We start from the raw sequence: 17281 nt of genomic DNA on the forward strand, positions 1-17281 counted from the left end.
CTCAGCCCTTCATCTGCGCGACCGGCGGGGTGGCGTCGGCCGGGTCCAGCGCTTTGATCAGGTCGGGCTTGAGGTCGGTACCGCTGCCGCTGAACTTGCCTTGGAACATCGGCTGGAGCAGCGCGTGGTCCTCTTTGCGGACGGTCAGCCGGCCCTTGACGCCGTCGAAGGAGTACCCCTCGAGCGCGGTGACCATCTTGTCGACGTCGTCGCCGCCCTCCTGGGCCGCCCGCACCACCATCTGGGCCGCCGTGAAGCCGTCCGGGTTGAAGAGGTCGATCTTGCCGCCGCTCACCCCTTGCCGGAGGGCGGCCGTCGCCGGGTTGTCGCTCGCACCGTCGAAGTAGTGCGCCAGCAGCGAGATCTTCCCGCCGGCCGCGCCGAACGTCGGCCAGGACGCGCGCTGGTCGATGCCGGTGACGACGAGCGCGGAGCCGAGCACGCCCTGCTGGTCGAGGGCCTGCCACATGGTGGTGGCGGTGGTCCCGGCCCAGGCCACGAAGATCATGTCGGCCTTCGCGTTCTTGGCCTGGACGGCGAACCCGGTGAAGTCGGTGGCGTTGGCCGGCACCGCGAGGGTGTCGACGGTCGCCCCGGCGCCCCCGATCACGGCCTTGACGGCGTCGGCGTTCGACTTGCCGAAGGCGCCCTCCTGCGTGAAGACGAGGACCTTCTTGCCCGAGGGCGCCGGCAGGTAGGACTTGGCCGCGAGGACGTCCTGGTAGGACTGGCGCCCGGAGCGGAAGGTGTACTTGTTGATGCCTGTCACGGCGTCGGTGGCGGCCGGGCCGGAGATGAACAGGACCTTGTTCTGGGCCGCGAGCGGGGCCATCTGGGTCGCGACGGCCGACGAGGTGCTGCCCGCGAGGATCTTGTACCCCTGGCCGATGAGGTCCTTGCCGGCCGAGACGGCCTTGGCCGCGTCACCGGCGTCGTCGGCCTCCTTGACCTCCACGGGCCGGTTGCCGACCTTGCCTGTCCCCTTCGTCGCGAACGCCAGGCCGGCCTTCCAGCCCTCGATGTACTGCTTGCCGTAGCCGGCGAGGGGGCCGGTCTGCGAGTAGACGAGCCCGACCTTGATCGGGGCGCCGTCGCCGGCCGGCTCGTTCGCGGCCTCCTGGGGGCTGCTGCACGCAGACGCGAACGCCGCGGCGACCGAAAGTCCCAGCACCGCGACCAACACCCGCCGCGGCGTATATGTCTGCCTACTCAACGCTTCCTCCGTGTGAACGCCTTGTTAAGGGTGTTGCACACGCTAGGAGTGGCGTGACACACGTCGCTATGTGGCCGGGCCACACAGAATCGGCGAACTCCTATGGGGCCGCTCGATCGAGGAACGCCTGGAGCGTCGGGAGGAAGCCGGGCGACAGCTGCTCGAAGCGCGGCCGATCATCCCGCGGAGGCACCGGATACAGCATGTGCCCGACCCCGGGCAGCACCGCCACCCCGTTGGTGCCGCGATGCCGGCCCGGCAGCCGCTCCCCCAGCACGACGAGGCTCCGCTCGACGGGAACGTGCTCGTCGTCGGCCCCGAAGAACGCCATGAGCGGGCACTGCACGAACGGCAGCACGGCGGCGGGGTCGAAGGCCAGCATCCGGGCGAAGAACCCGAGCTCCTCCACGGTGTCGTACGGCCTGTCGCACACCACCGCCGCCCAGTCCTTCCCGGCGAGCTCGTGCTGGTCGGCGTGTACCTCGGCGGGGTCCTCCCCGGCCCGCAGCCGGGCCGCACGCTCGTCTGCCCAGGCCAGCCCGGCCTCGACCGACCCGCCGGACAGTCCGCGGCGGCGCATGACCCGGGCCAGCAGCGCGCGCTCCTGCTCCTCCGCGCCCACGTAGGGCCCACCGATCGTGATCAGGAAGTCGACCTGCTCGGGCCCGGTGACCGCGGCCAGCAGCGAGGCCCAACCACCCTGGCTGTACCCGATCAGTCCGGCCCGCTCGACCCCGGCCTGCTTGCGCAGTGCGGTCAGGGCGGCCAGCCCTTCGGCGGCCCGGTCGGCGAGTGTCTGCCGTCGCCAGTCGCCGGGCGATCCGCCACAGCCCGGCTTGTCGTGGCGGAGGGTGGCGATGCCGTGCCGGGCGAGCCACTCCGGCAGACCCTGCCAGGCGAACCGGTCGGCCGGCCCGGAGCCGTCCGACAAGACGAGACCCCCGCGGGCGGGCCCGACGGGGGTGCAGAGGATCGCGTTGAGCGGCCCGGCCGCGCTCTCGACAGCTGTATCGACTTCGACCATTGGATCGGCCCTCCCCCCGCGCCAATCTAGCAGCGGGAGGAGGGCCGCGCTGGTTACCGCCCGGCGGCGGCCAGCGGCGCCTGGTAGGTCTTCAGCAGCGCCGCCTTGTCGGCGTCGACAGTCGTCCAGTCGTCCTTCAGGACCCCGCCGGTGTCACCGGAGTTCGGGTTCCAGGCCCAGTACGTGTAGCTGAGCCCGTTCTCCTTCAGGTACGCGACGAGGTTGCGCTGCCAGATCCCTTCCAGGTCCCGGTTGCCCTGGGCGTCCTTCTCGGCCACCGAACGACCGCCGAACTCACCCATCAGCACCGGAGCGGTGCCGCTCTTGACGAGGTACCCGAACTGCTTGTCCCACAGCGCCGGCATGTTGGCCGGGAACGCGGGGTCGGTGAACCACTGCTGCGACCAGACCTTGGGGCTGTAGTCGTGCGCGGAGTACACCAGCTTGGACTGGTCGGAGAGCTTCACCGGGTGGTCCTTGGCGCCCTGCAGGTTGCCGCCCCACCAGTACCCGTTGCCCTTGTAGGACTCGATGCCCTCGACGACGATGAGCCAGTCGGGGTTGGCCTTGAGCACCGCGTCACCGGCCCGCTGCGCGGCGGCCTGCCAGTCGGTCCTGGCGTTGCCGTCGCCCCAGGTGGCCTCGCCGTGCGGCTCGTTGTGCAGGTCCGCGCCGACGACGAGCGGGTTGTCCCGGTAGTGCTTGGCCAGCATGACCCAGTCGGCGATCCAGCGGTCCTCACTGACCTTGTCGGTGTACCAGAGGTTGCTCTGGCCCTGCGACGTCGGCCGGTGCCGGTCGAGGATGACCATCATGCCGCGCTTGGTGGCCCCTTCGACGACCCGGTCCATGATCTGCGGCCCGGTGAGCCCCTTGAGCTGCGGGTTGAGCGCGTAGTCGACACCGTTGGGCTTCGATGCCGCGTCGAACAGCTCGTTGCTGAACGGCAGCCGCATCGAGTTGAACCCCTGCCCGGCCATCTGGTCGAGCATGTCGTCGAGCTTGCGCGACCAGAGCCCGTGCGGCGCAAAGGTGTTGGTCTCCAGCCCGAACCAGTTGACGCCGGTGAACGTCACCGTCTCCCCCCGGGCGTCGACGATCTTCGACCCTTCGGCGTGCAACGGCATCTGCAGTCGCTGCCCGGCCCGGGCCGACTCGGGATGGACCGTCCGGTCCCGGTCCCGGCCGAGCACCGGCACGAGCGCGATCCCGGCAACCACGACTACGACGAGCGCGGCGATCCAGTAGAGGCGCGTACGACTCATAGAGCTGACCTGTCCTCACACTTGACGGCGGAGCAGGTCCAAACCTTACGGATTACCGACATTTCCGGTCAGCGTACGAATGCCGGTTTTATGCCTCCTGCATTTGCGCGACCCCGACCCGCCGGCGGCGCGCGATCGCGCCGGAGCCGGCCGGTGCGCAGCGCGGAACCTGGTGCGGGACGACCGGCCCCGCGCCCGGCCCGGCGCTTTCCGGTAGGTGGCACCGGCCGGACCGCGGCGGTCAGGCCGGGCGGGCCACCAGCGGGAGGAAGAGCTCGTCGACGATGGCCCGAATGCGAGCCGGGTCGACGGGTTTCAGGTCCATCAGCAGGTCGTGGCGAACCAGATCGAAGGGCATCGCCAGCACCGCGGGCGGGATGGCCGCCAGGTCGATCTCGCCGCGGTCGTGGGCCTTCTGGTAGATGGTGGAGATGCGGATCAGCCGCTGATCGCCGAGCATGCGGTCGCGGACCTGGGACGGGGTCAGGCCCGTGCCGGCCAGCAGCCCCGAGAAGGCGGCGGCCGCCGTGATGGCGAAGAACGCCGCCCGCGCCTCGCCCATGCCGGTCAGCGCGGCCAGCAGGTCGCCGCGCAGCGTGCCCGTGTCCGGCAGCGCCACCGGGTGGGACGTCCGGTAGTGCTCCAGCGCGGCCAGCACGAGCTCGTCCTTGTTGGCCCAGCGGCGGTAGAGCACGGCGATGCCGGTGCCGGCCCGGGTCGCCACCGACTCCATCGTCAGCCGCGCATAGCCGGCCGCGACCAGCTCGTCCCAGGCGGCGTCCAGGATGGCGGCCTCCAGCTCGGGACCGCGGCGGCGTTGGGGCGTCATGCCGCCAGTATAGGGAAGGTTTGCATTTCTTATTCTCGAGCCCTACCTTCTTAAGAGATGGATTCCTCTCTTACGTGGAGTGAGACATGACCGTGACCGAGACCGCCGAGGCGAAGCTGTCGCCGACGGTGAAGCGTGCCCTGCTGGCGCTCGTCGTCGGCGGGATGGCGGCGATCCTCGACTCGACGATGGTGACGCTGGCGATCCACACGCTGGTGGTGAAGCTGGACTCGACCACCGACGCGATCCAGTGGGTCACCACCGGCTTCCTGCTGGCCATGGCCGTCGCCATCCCGATCACCGGCTGGGCCGAGCGGCGCTGGGGCGGCAAGCGGGTCTGGCTGGCCGCCCTGGTGCTGTTCGTGCTGGCCTCGGTGCTCTGCGCGGCGGCCTGGAACGACGTCAGCCTGATCGGGTTTCGGGTGCTGCAGGGCTTCGGCGCCGGGCTGATCTTCCCGCTCATGCAGACCCTGGCCGTGCGGGCGGCCGGTGGGCGGGTCAGCAGCCGGCTCATGGCCGCGGTCAGCATGCCCATCGCCCTGGGCCCGATCCTCGGCCCGGTGGTCGGCGGCCTGATCCTCAACTGGCTGAGCTGGCGGTGGCTGTTCCTCATCAACGTGCCGGTGATCGCGGTCGGGCTGTGGCTGGCCGCGCGGTTCCTGCCCGACGACCGGCCGGCCGAGCAGACGGCCGCCCGCCTCGACTGGGTCGGGCTGGCGCTGCTCGGGCCGGCGCTCGCGGGGATTCTGCTCGGGCTCTCGCAGCTCTCGGAGAAGGGCGGGATCGCTCACGCCGGGGTACTCGTGCCGCTGCTGGGCGGGGCCGCCCTGCTGGCCGCATTCCTCGCTGCACCGCGGGAGATCGTCGACGTCCGGATCATGCGGAAACGCTCGCTCGGCAGCGCGTCAGCGGTGCTGTTCACGGCGGGCGCGGCGATGTACGCGGCCATGTTCCTGATCCCGCTGTACTACCAGCAGCTGCGCGGCGACAGCGTGCTCGACGCCGGGCTGCTGCTGATCCCGCAGGGCGTGGGCGCCCTGCTGGCCCGGTTCCTGGTCGGCCGGCTCGTGGACCGCTTCGGGGCGCGGGCGGTGACGGTCGGCGGCTTCCTGCTGACCGCTCTGGCCACCGTGCCGTTCGCCCTGGCCGGCCCGGACACCGGCCCGTGGTGGCTGGGCGCGGTCCTGCTGGTCCGCGGCCTCGGCCTCGGCACCCTGCTGATCCCGCCGATGTCGGTCGCCTACCGCGACACCGACCGCGCCGACATCCCGCACGCGACAATGAACACCCGGATCGTCCAGCAGGTCGGCGCCTCGTTCGGCACCGCGATCGTCGCCGTCGTCCTGCAGTCGCACATCAGCCACGGCGCCACGACGGCGTTCCAGGCCGCATTCTGGTGGTCGATCGGCATCACCGCGGTGGCCGTCCTGCCCGCGGTCGCCCTCCCGAAGCGCTAGCCGACCCACTCGGCCGCGCGGACCACGGCCTCCAGTTTCGAGCGGGCGCCCATCTTCGACAGCAGGTGGCGGACGTGGCTGCGGACGGTTGTGTAGCTGATGGAGAGCTCCCGCGCGATCTCGCGGTTGTCTCGGCCCTCGGTCATCAGCGCCAGGATCTCGCGCTCGCGGGGCGTCAGGCTGTCCAGGCGGCGGGCGTGCTCCTCGGTTCGCTGGGCCTGCTCGCGGCGCCGGGCCAGGAGCCTGGCCAGCTGGCGGGCCGGGACCAGGATCTCGCCGTCCACGGCGCGGCGGACGGCTTCGGCCACGTCGGCGCCGCCGGCGCTCTTCACCAGGTAGCCGGCGGCGCCGGACTCCAGGGCGGTCAGGATCACGCGGTCGCTCTGGTCGGCGCTCAGGAAGACCACTGCCACGTCCGGCTGGTGGGCGCGGAGTGCGGCCACCGCCTCCGCGCCCGTGCCGTCGGGGAGCCAGAAGTCGCACAGCACCACGTCGATGCGCTCGACGTCGGCCAGGTGCTCCACCTCACCCACGCGGCCGGCCAGTGCGACCACGCGCAGTTCGGGGTGCTCGTTGAGCAGGACGGCCAGGCCCTCGGCGACGACCTGATGGTCCTCGACGATCAGCACACGGAACGGCGGATGACTCACGGTCCTGCCCCCTTGGACTCGAGATCGGCGCCGCGCGGCACCCAGAACGTGACGGTCGTGCCGCGGCCCGGCAGGCTGCTGATGCGGAACCAGCCGCCGGCCAGCGCGGCCCGCTCGCGCATGAGCAGCAGGCCCAGGTGGCCGGGGTCGGTGTGCAGGTTCTCGGCGCCGACGCCGTCGTCGATGACGCGGACCAGGTAGCCGCCGTCCTCCTCGCCGAGGATCACCGTGCAGCGGTCCGCGCCCGCGTGCTTGCCGACGTTCGCCACCGCCTCCTGCAGCATCCGGAACAGCAGCAGCCGCGTCGGCAGCGCCGGCTCGGCCCGCAGCAGCGACTGCACCCGCACCACGATCGAGTGCTCGTCCGCGAGGTCGTCGAGCAGGTCGGAAACGGCGGCGGCCAGCCCGTCGTCGGCCAGGCGCGGCGGGCGGAAGTCGAAGATCAGCCGGCGCAGCCGCGCGGCCGCCTGGACCAGCGAGTCCTCCAGCCGGTCGAGGATGGCCAGGTCCGAAGGGTCGTGCAGGCGCCGGCGCAGGTGCTGCAGGCGCAGCGTGGCCGCGGTGATCACCTGCAGGCTGTCGTCGTGCACGCCGGCGGCGATGCGGGCCCGCTCGCGCTCCTGGGTCACGATCACGTCACCCAGGAGCTCGCCCTGCTCCTGGCCGGTGAGCGTCAGCCGGGCGATGCGCTGCTCCAGACCGGCCCGGACGGTGCTCCCGCGCTCCTCGACGGCGAGCGACAGCATGCCGCTGGGGTCGCCCTCCAGCGTGCGGACCTGGACGTCGACCGGGAGCGTCTCCCCGCCGGGCCGCCGGATGACGGCCGGGACTGCGCCGTCAGCGGCGCCGAAGACCGGGGCAACGGCGAAAAGCTCGGCGGTTGTACTGCCGAACAGCGCGGCCGGGTCGCGCCCGAACAACGTCTCCGCGGCGCTGCTGGCCAGCCGGACGACCCCGGAGGCGTCGAGGACGAGCAACGCCTCCGGGGCGGCGCGGAACGCCTGCCAGTACACCGGCCTCAGTTCTCCAGATCCTTGGGGACCACGTACGGCTTGGCCGACGGGATGTCGACCGGGCCGCCCGACTTGTCGACCTTGAAGTTGACCGTGGCCGTGGCGTCGCTGCGCTGGCCGTGGAGCTGGAAGACGACGGTGTCCTCCGTGTCGCCGGGCACCGTGTATTGCCCGACCGCCCGCGCCGCGCCCTTCGCGTCGACCCGGAACGCGGCCACGAGCTCCGGCTTCGCGCCCTTGGCCGTCTTCACGGTGACGTGCACGGCCTCGTTCGGCGCGAACTGGGTGGCGTAGAAGTTGACCACCGTGCCGGGCAGTCCGCCGTATGCGTTGGTGCGGGCCTGCGGCGTGAACGGCAGGATCGTGAAGCCGCTGGAGACCGAGGCCCGGCTCTGCTCGCCGGTGAACACCAGCGACTGCGCGCCCTTGAGCTGGAACGGCATGACGATCCCGGCGCCCTTGAACGTGCCGGCGTCGTCGGTCTGGACCGCCATGACCGGCTGGCCGCCGGCCGCGTTCAGGCGCACCAGGACCCGCTCGCCCGGGGCGAAGCCGCCGCCGGAGAAGGTGATCTTCTGGGTGGCCTTGACCGCGTACGGGGCGAGTTTGATTGACGGGTACAGCCGCAGCACCTGGAACGGTGCGCTCGCCGCGGCCCCACTGGTCTTGCCCACGACGACCAGACTGGTCGTGCCGACCGCCGTGACGCCAACTCTGATCGGCGTCTTACCCACGGAACCACCCTCGTCGGCCTTGAGGGTGAGGTTGGGGTCGCCGTTGATCCGGCCCCAGAACACGTTGAGCTGCTCGCCCGGCGCGAAGCCCTTGGCCGTCAGGGTTATCGTGTCGCCCGGCTTGCCGACGACCGCCGAGAGCGTCGCCTGGCCGGCGCCCTGGGCGACCGCGGCGTCGGCCTTGGCCACCTTGTCGCCGCCGCGGGCCTGGGCGGTGACCTCCTGCACGGGCGTGGTCATCGTGTTCGGGAACGTGAAGTTGGCCGTGAACACGCCCCACTTGCCGGCCTTCGCGGTGGCGACCTGCTTGGGCTTCGCCGCGGCGGCCCCGCTGGGCGGCCGCGCCTGGCCCGGCTGCTGCGGAGCCGAGGACGGGCCGAGGTACACGTCGACCATCGAGCCCTGGTCGAAGCCCGAGCCCTGCACCGTCACCGTGCCGCCCAGCCGGACCAGGCCCGGGTTCAGGGTGATCATCGCGGCGCCGCCGCCCTGCACCATGACCCCGTTCAGGTCGATAGTCGGCGCCGGCGGGGCCTTGGTCTGCACCTGCGTCGGCTCGGCGTCGCCCTCGCCCAGGCTCGGGGTCTGGATGCCGAGCGCGGGCAGCAGCGAGCGGCCCAGCATGACCAGGAGGAACGCGGCCGCGGCGGCCACCAGCAGCCGCTTGCGGGAGATCTTCGGGCGCTGTCGTTTCTTGCGCCGCGGACCGGTCGCGGCCGGCCGGCGCTTCAGGGTCTGCATTGTCGACACTCCAGCTAGGACGAGTTCCCGATCTTGACGATTGACAGCGAGACGTCGCCCCGGGTGGCCTGCCAGACGGTCTCCCCGTGCTGGTCGATCGCCTCGATGATCCAGGTCTCGCCGCCGCGCTGGAGTGCGTCGCGCATCTTGTTCGACATCACGACGTAGTCGACGTTCTCCCAGCTGGAGTGGAAGACCTTGTCCCGCACGTCCGGGTCGGACGTGGCCTTGTAGTGCGGGTGGGCGTACCTGTACGCGGGCTTGCTGTCGTGCAGCGCCACCCAGATGTCGTCATCGATGATGAGGCGGGCGCTCGTCGGGACGTTGTGCTTGATCCACGCGACCTGCTGCTCCTGCAGGCGGGTCAGCGGGAGCCGATAGGCGTCGCTGAACTCCAGTTCGCCCTTCGCGTTGTACTTCACCATGAACCCGCCCGGCATGACGAGCACCGGCACCAGGAGGCAGGCCACGAGCACTGCCGCGCCGCCCTGGTTGGTGCGCCGGGTGAGCCAGCCGAAGAACATGCCGAGGTTCAGCGCGAACAGCGGCACCATCGGCGCGATGTAGAAGTCCAGCAGGGCGCTGCGGCTCAGGTAGAACCCGTACCCGAGGGCCATGATGGCGCAGGCGAGCATCGGCGTGCGCAGCCGCTTGTTGCGCCGGCCCGAGATCAGCGCGAGGACCGTGGCGGCGGCGCCGGCGATGAGCAGGTACCGGTCCTTGAACAGCCAGCTCTGCTGCAGCAGATACGTGAACGAGAGGCCGGTGGAGCTGTTGGAGTTGCGGTGCAGCTGCCACCAGATCGTGTTGAGCAGCGACACGTGGCCCTGCAGCTGGTTGTTGTCCGGGTTGAACCGGAAACCCTCCGGGAACAGCTCGTTCTTGATCTGGGCGAAGAGCAGGTAGGCGGCGACCGGGACCAGCACCGAGAACCACCAGAAGCTCACCCCGAAGCGCCGGTTGGGCTGCTCCCGGATGCTCTTGTGCAGCAGGTACGCGCAGCCCGGCAGCAGGAAGACCGCGTTCTCCTTCGTCACCAGCGCGACGCCGAAGCAGGCGCCGGCCCCCATCGCGGTGACGATCCGCCGGTCCTTGCGGGCCAGCAGGTAGAGCCCGAACAGGATCCAGAACATCATGAGGTTGTCGAGCAGGACCTGGCGCTGGTAGTACACGCCGAGCGGGGAGAGGTTGAAGACGAACACGGCCAGGAACGCCGCCGACTTGCTGCCCGTGAACCGGCGCACGACCTCGAACATCAGGAACACCGACGCCAGGTGGACGATGAGCATCAGCACGCGGCCGGTGTTTATCGCGTTGCCGAAGGCGCCGAAGCCGCCCGGCAGGACGCCGACCCAGCCGGCCAGGGCCAGCCAGCCCATCGGGGCGTGGTCGTAGAAGTACGTGTACGGGGAGAGCTTGCCCTCCTTCAGCACCGACCAGGCCTGCTCCATGTAGATGCCCTCGTCGGTGAGGTACAGCGGGTAGCGGAACATGTTCCAGCCGTGGCTCACCGCACCGATGAGCAGGCACACGGCGATGAGGAGCTTCGGTGCCTTGCCCGGCTGGGCGGCAGTACCCCCGCCGGACTTCGCGCCTTTGCTCTTGGCTTTCGGGGCCAGGACGTCAGCCGACATTCGTCAGCTCCGGTGCCTCGGTGCGGTGGGCGCCGACGTGCGCGGTCTTCTCCCAGTTGGTCGCGCCCTTGAGCTGGCGGTAGAGCGCCCGGCCGGCCGCGTAGGACAGCACCATCTGATACGGGAACCAGGTGATCGCCATCTTCACGACGGTCCCGGGCCCGGCCTTGAGCCCGTGTGCGCCGGTGAACTCGTAGAGCCCCACGACCGACATCACGAAGTGCGCGCCGAGCAGCAGCACCGGCAGCCAGGACAGCATCGCCACGGGGACGGGGACGCTCAGCACGAACGCACTGAGCAGCGCGACCGGCAGATAGAACCCGAGCATCGCCTGGACGTGCGGGAAGGCGAGGGTGTACCAGGCCAGGAAGCGCTGGCGCCGGTTGGGCATCAGCTTCCAGGTGCCCTTGCCGAGGGTCTGCATGAAGCCCTGACACCAGCGGGTCCGCTGCTTGATGAAGCTCTGCAGCGTCGGCGGGGTCTCCTCCTTCGTGACGTACCGGTCGTCGTAGACCACCCGGACCTTCTCACCCATGCTGGACACGCGCAGGCCGATGTCCGCGTCCTCGGTCAGGTTCGTCTCGTCCCAGCCGCCGAGGCGCTCGATGAGCTCCTTCTTGAAGAAGACCGTGTTGCCGCCGAGCGTGATGGCGCCGTTCTTGGCGTGGTAGTGCAGGCGGCTGCGGAACCAGAAGAAGTACTCCAGCACGTTGAACGTCGAATACCAGTTGGAGTCGAAGTTCATCAGCTGCACGCCGGCCTGCACCACGCTGACGTCGTCGCTGAGCATGATGGTGTTGACGATGTCGAACAGCTGCGGCTCGACCTCGTCCTCGGCGTCGAAGATGGCCACGATCTCGCTCGTCGCGTGGCGCAGCGCGGTGTTGAGCCCGTGCGGCTTGTTGATCGGGCCGTCGTCGAACACGATCACGTCGACGTTGCCGCGCCCGGCCGCGCGCAGCGCGTTGACCTGGGCCCGGGCCTGCTCGATGGTGCCCACGTCGTCGGCCGAGCAGACGACCAGGATCTGCACCAGGTGCGGCGGGTAGTCAGCGGACGCGGCGCGGGCGATGGTGTGCTGGATGACCGCCTCCTCGTGACGAGCCGGGAGGATGGCGGTGAAGGAGAGCTCGGGCGTAGCACGTTGATCGGGCACCCGGGCCCGGGCGTCCGCCTCGGGCTGGTCCCACGTGTAGATCATGAGATACAGGGCGTGGGCCGCCTGCACCGTCAGCACCAGCGAGATCAGGGTGAGGACGGCCAACACCAGCTGCTCCATCGGTGCGTTCACTCCAAATCCACTTCGAGCTGACGGCGAAGTTGACCCCGAAGCCGGCCACGATGCCGACCAGGTTCGCCGGGAGGTAGTGCAGGCCGAGGCCGACCAGCAGCTGGACGACGATCACGTTGACGGGCAGGGCGGCCAGCCCGGCGAGGCTGAAGTAGGCGAACCGCGACAGCGACAGCTTCTTGCGGTCAGGCGGCACCTGCCCCGGCGGTTGCGACGCGGTCGGCCGGCGGCGGCTCCGGAATGTCCACAGTTCGTGCAGGATGTAGTTGGTCACGAGCGCGAGCTCGACCGAGGCCACGGTCGCGGGCAGCAGCGCGAGCCCCAGCCGGCCGTGCAGCGTGAGCAGAGCGACGTTGTTCACGACGACACCGCTGACTCCCACCAGGGAGAACCGGCTCAGCCGGTGCAGGTACGGCATCACGCTCACAACCGTGCCGACCGCCGGGGGCCGGGGCATCACGCCGCGGTGCTGCCGGGGCCGCCACCTTCGGGCTCCCCCGTTTGGCGTAGACCATCTGCACCGCTTGTGGGTAGAGCGGGCGGCGATGAGTACCCGAGTGTTGATCGCGGACGACCACGCCATGGTGCGCGAGGGGCTGTTCCGGTTCCTGTCGCTCAGCGAGGACCTGGAGCCGGTCGGCGCGGCGGCCGACGGGCAGCAGGCCGTGGAGCTCGCCCACGCGCTGCGGCCCGACCTGGTGCTGATGGACCTGCTCATGCCGGTCCTCGACGGGGTGAGCGCGACCGCGGCCATCCGCCGGGAGCTGCCGGGCGTCGAGGTGATGGCCCTGAGCGGATACCTCGAGCCCCAGCTCATCGCCGATGCGCTGCACGCGGGCGCGGTGGGGTACCTGCTGAAGGACACCGACGCCGACGAGCTGCACCGGGCCGTCCGGGCCGCCGCCGCCGGCCAGGTGCAGCTGTCCCCGGCCGTCGCCGCCCGCCTCGTGCACGACGTCCGGGTGCCCGCCGGGCCGGCGCCGCTGACCCGCCGCGAGGAGGAGGTGCTCGTCCTGCTGGCCCGCGGCCGGGCCAACGGCCAGATCGCCCGGGAGCTGCACATCGCCCCGCAGACGGTGAAGACGCACGTCAGCAACATCCTGCAGAAGCTCGGCGCGTCGAGCCGGACCCAGGCCGCGCTCTACGCGATGCGGACCGGCCTGATCCCGATGAACGCCCCGTCATGAACGCGGCCTTCGTCCTGGACTCTCGCGGGTCGCTCGTGGCCGGGGTCGACGACCGGGTCGACCGCGCCGTCGCGCTGCGCGCGATGGCCTCCGGCCGGCCGGTGCGGAAGCGGCGCGTCACCTACCTGCCCGTGGCGGGAGGACTGCTGGGCGCCCGCTCGCGGCTGAGTGTGCTGCGGCGGTTCGTACCCCTGGCCGAGCTGGTGCTGGCCGAGCGGGCGCGCCTGGCCCGCGACCTGCACGACTCGGTGGTGCAGACGCTCTACGGCATCAGCCTCGGCGCCGACACCGCAGCGGAGCTGCTGCACGGCAACCCGGCCCACGCCGGGGAGTCGCTCGCCTGGATCAAGGAGACGGCCACCGCCGGCCTGAGCGACATCCGTGGCATCATCCTTCGGCTGCGGTCCGACGCCGATGCCGGGCTCATCGCGACGCTTCGCAACGCGTTCAACACGCCGGGCCTGCACCTCGAGCTCGACGCCGACGCGGTCATGAGCCCGCCGGTGGAGGAGGCGCTCTACCGCATCGCGCTGGAGGCCCTCGGCAACGCCGCCCGGCACGCCGAGGCCGCCCGGGTCACGGTCCGGCTGGCCGCTGAGGGCAGGCGGGTGGTGCTGGAGGTCGCCGACAACGGGGTCGGGTTCGTGCCGTCCGCGGCGTTTCCGGGACGGCTCGGGCTGCGCTCGATGCGGGAGCGCGCCGAACTGCTGGGCGGGACCCTCGACATCCGCAGCGCGCCCGGGGCCGGGACGGTGGTCCGGGCCGCCCTTCCCGCCGGGTGAGGGTGCCCGGCCCGGCGGCGGCGACGGTTGACGCATGCGGGTTGTCGTCGACCTCACGAAGTGCCAGGGGTACGCCCAGTGCGCATTCATGGCCCCCACGTCCTTCCAGATCCAGGGTGACGAGGGCCTGCTCTACGACCCCGAGCCGGACGCGGCCGACGAGCTGCGGGTCCGGCGGGCCGCCGCCGCCTGCCCGGTGCAGGCCATCCAGCTCGACCGCCTGGCCGAGGACGTGCCGCGGGTGCCGCTGCGCAGCGCGCCCCCGGGCCGGATCGTCATCGTCGGGGCCTCGCTCGCCGGCCTGCGCGCGGCCGAGGCGCTGCGCGAGGAGGGCTACACCGGCCGGCTCACACTTGTCGACGACGAGCTGCACGGCCCCTACGACCGCCCGCCGCTGTCCAAGTACGCCCTGGCCGGCCGGGTCCGCCCGGACGCCACCGGCCTGCCCCACCGCCCCGACCTCGACGCGCAGTGGCGGCTCGGGGTCAGCGCGCTCGCCCTCGACCTGCCCGAGCGCCGGGTCCGGCTCAGCGACGGCTCGTCGGTGCCCTTCGACCGCCTGCTGATCGCGACAGGCGTGCGGGCCCGGCCGTGGCCGAACCCCGCCGAGGCCGCGCTCGACGGCCTGTTCGTCCTGCGCACCCGCGACGACGCGGTCCGGCTGCACGCGCGCCTGGCCGCCCGCCCCGGCCGGGTCCTGGTCGTCGGGGCCGGGTTCACCGGCTCCGAGGTCGCCTCCACCTGCCGGGTCATGGGCCTGGACGTCACCGTGGCCGAGGCCGCCCGCACTCCGCTGGAGGGCGCGCTCGGCTCGGCCATCGGCGCCGTCGCCGCCGACCTCCAGCGCGAGCACGGCGTCGACCTGCGCTGCGGCGTCACCGTCGAGCGCATCGAGGGCGACGGCCGGGTCGAGCGGGCACACCTCTCCGACGGCAGCGTGCTCGACGTCGGCCTGGTGGTGGCCGCGCTCGGCGGGGTCCGCAACGTCGAGTGGCTGCAGCACTCCGGCCTCGCCGTCGGCCCGTGGGGGCTCGCCTGCGACGCGGGCTGCCGTGCGTTCGACGTCAACGGGCTCGTGACCGACGACATCTTCGTGGCCGGCGATGTGGCCCGGGCGCCGAACGCGATGTTCGGATACCAGTTCCTGGCCCTGGAGCACTGGGCGAACGCGGTCGCCCAGGCCGAGGTGGCCGCCCACAACATGGTGAGCGACGAGACCGACAGGTGGCCGCACCTGCACATGCCGCAGTTCTGGTCGCTGCAGTTCGGCACCAACATCAAGTCAGTGGGCGTGCCGACCTTCGCCGACCAGGTCGTCATCACCCAGGGCTCGGTGGCCGAGCGGCGCTTCGCGGCGGCGTACGGGTACCGGGGCCGGCTGACCGGGGCCGTCACCTTCAACCACGCGAAGTGGCTGCCGTTCTACGAGCGGCTGATCGAGCAGGCGGCGCCGTTTCCGCCGGACTTCACAGTTGTCGACGGGCCGGACGACCGGCTCCCGGTGCCGTCCGGCGTTCCCGACCGGGCACTGCTGGCGCGCGACGCGACGGTGGTGGTCACCGGGCACCGGCCGACGACGGTGGCGTACAGCGGCGGTGCCCGATGACCACAGCCGTCGGCTCGGTCTTCAGCGCCGTCCTGGACCCGGTCAACCGCCACGACCCGTATCCGCTGTTCACTTCCCTGCGCCGGGAGCCCGTGTCGGTCACCGCGGACGGGCGGTATGTCGTCTCGACGTTCGACGCGGTCTCGGCGCTGCTGCCCGACCCACGGCTCAGCTCCGCTGGCGCCGTGACGGACCTGGTCGGGCTGCCGCCGAGCTTCCTGATGCAGGACCCGCCCGACCACGACCGGCTGCGACGGCTGGCGTACCGGCCGCTGGGCCCGCACTGGGTGGCCGACCTGGAGCCGAAGCTCGTCGCGCTGGCGGGCGAGCTGGCCGGCGACCTGCGGCCGTCCACTGTGGATATCGTCGACGACTTCGCGTACCCCCTGCCGATCCGCGTGATCTGCACGCTGCTGGGCGTCCCGCTCGCCGACGAGCCGCGGTTCCGGGTGTGGATCGACAGGGCTCTGACCGCGGTGCAGCCCGATCGGGGCGCGCTGGAGGAGCTGGCCGAGTACATGAGCGAGCTGACGGCCGCGCCCGGCCTGCTGCGGGACCTGGCCGCCGACGGCGGGATGTCCCGTGCGGAGCTGGTCAGCACCGCGATGCTCCTGCTCATCGCCGGCCACGAGACGACAGTCAACCTGATCGCGAACAGCGCCCTGGTCCTGCTGCGCCGGCCGCTGTGGTGCGACCGCCTCGTCGCCGAGCCCGGCCTGGAGATCCGCTTCGTCGAGGAGGTACTCCGCCACGACCCACCGGTCCAGATGCTCACCTGGCGCACGGCCCTGGACGACATCCCGGTGGCCGGCACGACGATCCCGCGTGGCGCCTCGGTGACGCTGCTGCTCGCCGCCGCGAACCGGGACCCGGCCCGGTTCGCCCACCCGGACCGCTTCGACCCGGACCGCCGCCCGGCCCCGCACCTGGCCTTCGGGGCCGGCATCCACTACTGCTTCGGCGCCCCGCTGGCCCGGCTGGAGGCGCAGGTCGCGCTGCGCACGCTGGCCCCGATCCTGGCCGGGGCGCGGCTGCTGGAGGACCCGCCGGAGTACCGCCTGAGCGCGGTCCTCCGCGGCCCCCGCCACCTCCGTGTGGCGCTCGACCCGCCGTCAACCTTGAGTTGACGATGCCGTAGCGTCAACCTATGGTTGACGCATGCCTGAACCCGTCACCACCACCGTGCGGCTCGACGACCTGATCGAAGCCATCAAGCGAACCCACCCCGCCGCGCTCGACCAGCTCTCGGGGGCGGTGCTGGCCGCCGACCACCTGGGCGAGGTGGCCGACCACCTGATCGGGCACTTCGTGGACCAGGCCCGCCGCTCCGGGGCATCCTGGACGGAGATCGGCCGCAGCATGGGCGTCACCAAGCAGGCGGCCCAGAAGCGGTTCGTCGCCCCCGAGTTCAACGCGGCCCAGGAGTTCGGCCGCTTCACCGCCCGGGCCCGCACGGTCGTGGTGGCCTCGCAGGAGGAGGCCCGCACCCGCGGCAACGACCACATCGGAGTGGCGCACCTGGTGATCGCCCTGGTCGCCGACCCGACGGCACTCGGCGCCCGGGCCATCGCCGCACAGGGGGTCGCCCTGGACACCGTCCGCGACACCGCCGCCGCGGCACTGCCCGCCCCGGCCGCCACGGTGCCGGCCCTGATCCCGTTCGACGCGCAGGCCAAGAAGGCTCTCGAGCTGACGTTCCGGGAGGCGCTGCGGCTGAGCGACGAGGCGGTGGGCACCGAGCACATCCTGCTGGCCCTGCTCGAGCTCGAGGGTGACGCCGGCGTCCTGGGCGGCCTCGGCGTGACGAAGGCGGCCGCCGAGGCCGCCCGCACCGCGGCCCGGGCCGGCGAGTGAT

15 protein-coding genes and 1 pseudogene are annotated in these 17281 nt (G+C 71.6%); 6 read left to right on the forward strand and 10 right to left on the reverse strand.

Going from position 1 to position 17281, the window contains the following annotated elements; genetic code table 11:
* Window position 1 precedes the first annotated feature (1 nt).
* The 4 genes from Dvina_RS42320 to Dvina_RS42335 all read right to left on the reverse strand — a co-directional run bounded on the left by Dvina_RS42320 (window position 2) and on the right by Dvina_RS42335 (window position 4331).
* Window positions 2–1213 (reverse strand): substrate-binding domain-containing protein, encoded by a 1212-nt coding sequence (locus Dvina_RS42320; protein WP_246655677.1) that lies wholly within the window; start codon window positions 1211–1213, stop codon window positions 2–4.
* 100 nt (window positions 1214–1313) lie between these two features.
* Window positions 1314–2237 carry an alpha/beta hydrolase family protein gene (locus tag Dvina_RS42325; protein WP_223096068.1) on the reverse strand — a complete coding sequence of 308 codons (924 nt, stop codon included), beginning with the start codon at window positions 2235–2237 and terminating at the stop codon, window positions 1314–1316.
* A 53-nt stretch (window positions 2238–2290) separates the two neighbouring features.
* Entirely contained in the window at window positions 2291–3502 is a 1212-nt protein-coding gene (locus Dvina_RS42330; RefSeq protein ID WP_223096081.1) for a glycoside hydrolase family 5 protein, read from the reverse strand.
* 241 nt (window positions 3503–3743) lie between these two features.
* Window positions 3744–4331, reverse strand: coding sequence for a TetR/AcrR family transcriptional regulator (locus Dvina_RS42335; RefSeq protein ID WP_223096094.1), 588 nt, complete (start codon window positions 4329–4331; stop codon window positions 3744–3746).
* 86 nt (window positions 4332–4417) lie between these two features.
* On the opposite strand from Dvina_RS42335, the gene Dvina_RS42340 reads away from it, so the two are divergent.
* Window positions 4418–5788: an MDR family MFS transporter gene (locus tag Dvina_RS42340; protein ID WP_223096096.1), complete on the forward strand. Its 1371-nt coding sequence runs from the start codon at window positions 4418–4420 to the stop codon at window positions 5786–5788.
* Here Dvina_RS42340 and Dvina_RS42345 read toward each other — a convergent pair.
* The 6 genes and pseudogenes from Dvina_RS42345 to Dvina_RS55860 form a co-directional block, all read right to left on the reverse strand.
* On the reverse strand, window positions 5785–6438 hold the full coding sequence (locus Dvina_RS42345) for a response regulator (RefSeq protein ID WP_223096098.1): 654 nt from the start codon (window positions 6436–6438) through the stop codon (window positions 5785–5787). The genes Dvina_RS42340 and Dvina_RS42345 overlap by 4 nt on opposite strands.
* A complete protein-coding gene (locus Dvina_RS42350; RefSeq protein ID WP_223096100.1) occupies window positions 6435–7451 on the reverse strand; it encodes a sensor histidine kinase in 1017 nt (338 codons plus the stop codon). Before Dvina_RS42350 ends, Dvina_RS42345 begins: the two co-directional genes overlap by 4 nt.
* A gap of 5 nt (window positions 7452–7456) precedes the next feature.
* A complete protein-coding gene (locus tag Dvina_RS42355) occupies window positions 7457–8926 on the reverse strand; it encodes a hypothetical protein (protein ID WP_223096102.1) in 1470 nt (489 codons plus the stop codon).
* Between the two features lie 14 nt (window positions 8927–8940).
* Complete coding sequence (locus Dvina_RS42360; RefSeq protein ID WP_223096104.1) at window positions 8941–10560, reverse strand: glycosyltransferase family 39 protein; 1620 nt, start codon at window positions 10558–10560, stop codon at window positions 8941–8943.
* Entirely contained in the window at window positions 10550–11851 is a 1302-nt protein-coding gene (locus tag Dvina_RS42365) for a glycosyltransferase (protein WP_246655678.1), read from the reverse strand. The genes Dvina_RS42360 and Dvina_RS42365 overlap by 11 nt, the downstream gene beginning before the upstream one ends.
* A gap of 61 nt (window positions 11852–11912) precedes the next feature.
* Window positions 11913–12434: pseudogene (locus tag Dvina_RS55860) on the reverse strand (GtrA family protein); the annotation flags it as partial.
* On the opposite strand from Dvina_RS55860, the gene Dvina_RS42375 reads away from it, so the two are divergent.
* The 5 genes from Dvina_RS42375 to Dvina_RS42395 are packed head-to-tail and all read left to right on the forward strand — an operon-like array spanning window position 12397 to window position 17280.
* Window positions 12397–13038, forward strand: a complete 642-nt coding sequence (locus Dvina_RS42375; RefSeq protein WP_223096111.1) for a response regulator — start codon at window positions 12397–12399, stop codon at window positions 13036–13038. The pseudogene Dvina_RS55860 and the gene Dvina_RS42375 sit on opposite strands and share 38 nt — an antisense overlap.
* A complete protein-coding gene (locus tag Dvina_RS42380) occupies window positions 13035–13820 on the forward strand; it encodes a sensor histidine kinase (protein WP_223096113.1) in 786 nt (261 codons plus the stop codon). Before Dvina_RS42375 ends, Dvina_RS42380 begins: the two co-directional genes overlap by 4 nt.
* A 34-nt stretch (window positions 13821–13854) precedes the next feature.
* Complete coding sequence (locus Dvina_RS42385) at window positions 13855–15426, forward strand: FAD-dependent oxidoreductase (RefSeq protein ID WP_223096114.1); 1572 nt, start codon at window positions 13855–13857, stop codon at window positions 15424–15426.
* Window positions 15423–16553 (forward strand): cytochrome P450, encoded by a 1131-nt coding sequence (locus tag Dvina_RS42390; RefSeq protein ID WP_223096116.1) that lies wholly within the window; start codon window positions 15423–15425, stop codon window positions 16551–16553. The genes Dvina_RS42385 and Dvina_RS42390 overlap by 4 nt, the downstream gene beginning before the upstream one ends.
* A gap of 31 nt (window positions 16554–16584) precedes the next feature.
* Window positions 16585–17280, forward strand: a complete 696-nt coding sequence (locus Dvina_RS42395; protein ID WP_223096118.1) for a Clp protease N-terminal domain-containing protein — start codon at window positions 16585–16587, stop codon at window positions 17278–17280.
* The last annotated feature ends 1 nt before the right edge of the window (window position 17281 follow it).

The sequence above is a fragment of the Dactylosporangium vinaceum genome (assembly GCF_019904175.1).
GTDB classification, from domain to species: domain Bacteria; phylum Actinomycetota; class Actinomycetes; order Mycobacteriales; family Micromonosporaceae; genus Dactylosporangium; species Dactylosporangium vinaceum.